General features: G+C 69.6%; 2 protein-coding genes. One reads left to right on the forward strand and one right to left on the reverse strand.

The features are described from left to right. Positions 1 to 104 precede the first annotated feature (104 nt). On the forward strand, positions 105 to 236 hold the full coding sequence (locus tag AC31A1_RS48730; RefSeq protein WP_489659480.1) for a hypothetical protein: 132 nt from the start codon (positions 105 to 107) through the stop codon (positions 234 to 236). 52 nt (positions 237 to 288) lie between these two features. On the opposite strand, the gene AC31A1_RS48735 is transcribed toward AC31A1_RS48730, so the two are convergent. Next, positions 289 to 3,309 (reverse strand): glycosyl hydrolase, encoded by a 3,021-nt coding sequence (locus tag AC31A1_RS48735; protein ID WP_489659481.1) that lies wholly within the window; start codon positions 3,307 to 3,309, stop codon positions 289 to 291. Positions 3,310 to 3,506 lie beyond the last annotated feature (197 nt).

Below are 3,506 nucleotides of genomic sequence, written 5' to 3' on the forward strand. Positions count from 1 at the left end.
GTGGCGTCAAGCCCGCCACCGCAAGGTAGGCAGGAATCTCCTTCCTGAGCTTGCGAAGGAAGGAGAGCACTTCAAGTCTCCTTCCCTGCGAATCCCTGTAGGCGGTGGACGCGGCCACGGGCGAGGAACGCTGGCGTCTGCCGACCGGCGCGGAAGGGTATTCGACGCCCGTGGTGGCGGACGGGACCGTGTATGTCGGCAGCCTGGACAATTTCCTGTACGTGATGCACACCTGACGCCCGTGCGCACTCGTGAACTCCCCGTCTACGAGAGCCCGGTCGAGGGCGGTCAGGTCACCTTCTGCTGCACGTACGGCGTGAGTCGGACCGGTCCGACCAGGCCGTAGGTCTGTCTCGCGGAGGTGCCGAACACTGTGGGGTTGCTGATCCGCAGCCGGTTGAACAACGGGGTGGCCACCTCGACCTCGATGATGTTGGCGCCGTGGCGCAGATGTCCGCCGAGGTCCACCACGGGGTTGAGCCGGTCGACAGGGTCGAGCTGTGTTCCGTTGACAGTGACCCGGCAGGTGTCGCTGACGCTGCCGAGGTGGAGCAGGGCCCCCGTGCCGGAGGTCCAGGTGTTCGGCAGGGTGACCGTTGTCCGGTAGCGGCCGATGCCGCCCACGTCGGCCAGTTCGGGGATCTGCGACCACGGCAGCAGGGCATCGAGGATGAGGCTGTGCGCGACGATCGTGGTGGTGGTCGCGGTGGCGCCGGGCTGCCAGTCGTCGACCGAGAGCGTCCACCGGTCGAGGGAGACGGCTGCCGGAACCTCGGGGATCTCCGTGGTGACCTTGCGGCCCGTCGACAGAGTGGTGGTGCGGACACCGGCCGTGAAGGCTCGTACGGCCAGTGATCCGTCAGCGAAGAGCGCGGTGTCCGCGTCGGTGGCGACCGCGTGCGGACGGCTCCCGGAGCGGTCTCCGAACAGTCCCGGGGCACCCAGCGCGACGACGAGGGTCTCGCCTGGCTGCAACGTCACCCGGAAGGTGAACGCGTCGCCGTCCTGGGTGTACTGGGCGAGCCGGGTGACCCGCCCGCTCCACGGGTCCAGCAGGTAGGGGACCGCGCCGGACCCCCTGGGGTGGGTGGCGCGCAGCGTGACGTCGTGGTCGATGAGGGCGACGGGGGGTTTGACGGTCTCGGCGTGCTTGCCGTTGCACAGGTAGTAGAAGTCGGCGTCGTCGGTGACCCGGTGGGCGTTCAGCAGGGTCGACGACACGGAGTAGACGGCGTCGGAGGCCACGCCGAGTTCCGCGAACGCCGCGCCGACCAGAGTCTTGTCGGTGATCTGGCGGACGTTCGACAGAGAGAGCAACTGACCGGTCAGAGCACGCAGTTCGGCCGTCTCCCCGTCGTCGGGGAGCCCCGGGGTGAGTGCCTGGTCGAAGGCGCCGAGGAGCACGGTGGGCAGGCCCGCACGCGCGAACTTCAGGAGTCTGCGGGCGTCGGCGACGGCCAGCGTGGGGTTGGAGCCGTAGAAGAAGTCGCCTTCGAGGAACAGGGCCTTGTAGGCGGGTCCGTCGGGTGCGAGGCGCCTGCCGGAGACCTTGGCGGTGGGCAGGTCGAGCAGCGGTCCGCTCAGGAACTGATGGGTCCAGCCGAGGGGGACGCCCGTCGAGGTCAGCCAGGACGCCCCGATGCCGGTGGCCGTATAGCCGGTCTGCCGGAAGACGGCGATGTCCGCGCGGGCGGTGCCCGACTGGAGCACCTCGTGGACGCGGCCGAGGTAGGCGGCGATGTCGGGGACGTGGCGCCAGGTGGGCTGCCTCGGTCCCCACGACTCGCCGTATCCCGGGGCTCCGCTGTACGGGCTGAACGCGGCGAAGCCGGGCCAGCTGACGCCCGGTGCGGTGGCGTAGGAGAAGCCGTGGATCACGGTCTGGTTGACGCCCGCCGCGTACGCCCCGCCCATGGTGCGCAGGAACTTGTCCCACGTGGTGTTGTAGGCGCCGCCCGCGTACGCGCCCGCCTCGCAGGACAGGATGCGGTGACCGGCCATGTCACGCCCGCCCGCCAGACAGCGGTAGTCGTCGAGGTTCTTGAAACCGAGCGACTCGCCCTCGGGGACGTCGAGAACGGCCGCCGAGGCGATGGCGTCGGTCTGGAGACCGTACGGCTGGGAACGCATCTTCATGCCGTGTCCGTGCGCCCAGGACGCGAGCGCCCCGAGGTGGTGCTTGTTGAACAGACCGGAGACGGTCTCCCAGAAGTCGTGCCGGATCTCCTGGGTGAGCCGCGCCTCAAAGGCGAAGATCTGGTTGCCGTTGTCGAGGACGACGGCCGGCAGATACGGCAGCAGGTCGCGTCCGGTGTGTTCGAGGAAGGCCGCGGGCAGGCCGGGCGTCCACTGCAGCCCCTTGGTCTCCAACTCGACGGAGTCCTCGAAGAAGGTGCCGCCCGCCGATCCGAGAAGTTGACGGAGCGTCGAGTCCAGGATCGTGGAGTCCCAGTAGCGGGTGACGGCCGCGGTCCCCGCCGCGCTGAAGTGGTCGACGACATACGCGGCGGGGGAGGAGTGCGGCCCTGCCTCGGGCTGCTGACCCGAACCCCGTTGCCAGTACGACAGGATCACCCAGGTCGCCGAGTCGGGTGGAGTCCAGCTCAGATTGCCGCCCGACACATGGCCGGTCAGGTCGGTGACGCTCGCGGCGTCCAGGCCGGTCGCCTTGCCGCTGGAGTAGGCGGTGTTGACGCGGGCGGCCTGCACGGTGACGAGCTTCTGCTCGGTGACACCCGAGGCGGCCGCGTAGACGGAGGCCGGCACCGGACCGTCGTAGGCTGCGCCGCCGGTCAACGTGGCCTTGCCGTAGGCGAGTTCCTTCACCGCCGCGTCGTCGTCGGGGGTCACTCCGGGCACGGCGACGGGCCAACTCGGGCCGAGAGTGAGGTCGATGGTCAGTCCGCGTCGGGCGGCCTGCCGCAGCGCGGCCGTCACGCCGTCGCGCCAGGCCGGGCTGCCCCACCCGTGGTGGGCGGTGTCCAGCACGGACGTGTCGGTGATGCTGTGGTGCACGGCCGCGATCTCGGCGCCGCCGAATCCCGCGTCGGCCATCCGGTCGATCTCCCGCGCGATCTCCACCGGGTCCACCAGCCCGTCCGGCCACCACCAACGGAACCTGGGCCGGACCGACTTGGCGGGTCGGGCGAACCAACTCCCCGTGGGCGCGACTGCGGTGGAGCGAACCGTCTCGGAGGATGCGGCGGCGCGCGCCGTCGGACCGAGTGTCGCGAGGACGCCCGTCGTCAGAGCGGCCGCCATGACGGACCGGCGCGTCGCACCGCCACGCTGCGGGTGGGTTTCGTGCATGCTTCAGCCCCAACTTGTCACGGGTGAGCGGGTGTTGAATCGTTTCATTCACTATGAGTGCGGGAACCGTAATTCGCCCTCTGAAGTGAGGTCAAGAGGAATGACAACGATTCATGTCAGTGAAAGGTGAGGCGTGTTGGTGAAGCGGCGCGCTTCGGGGCGGGATGTCGGGCCGGACCGAGGTCCGCCTGGAGGGG

This window comes from Streptomyces sp. P5F9 (assembly GCF_057961495.1).

Bases quoted from the DNA above. Each gene is read 5' to 3' on its own strand.
- AC31A1_RS48735 (WP_489659481.1), bottom strand. From the start codon at position 3,309: ATGCACGAAACCCACCCGCAGCGTGGCGGTGCGACGCGCCGGTCCGTC.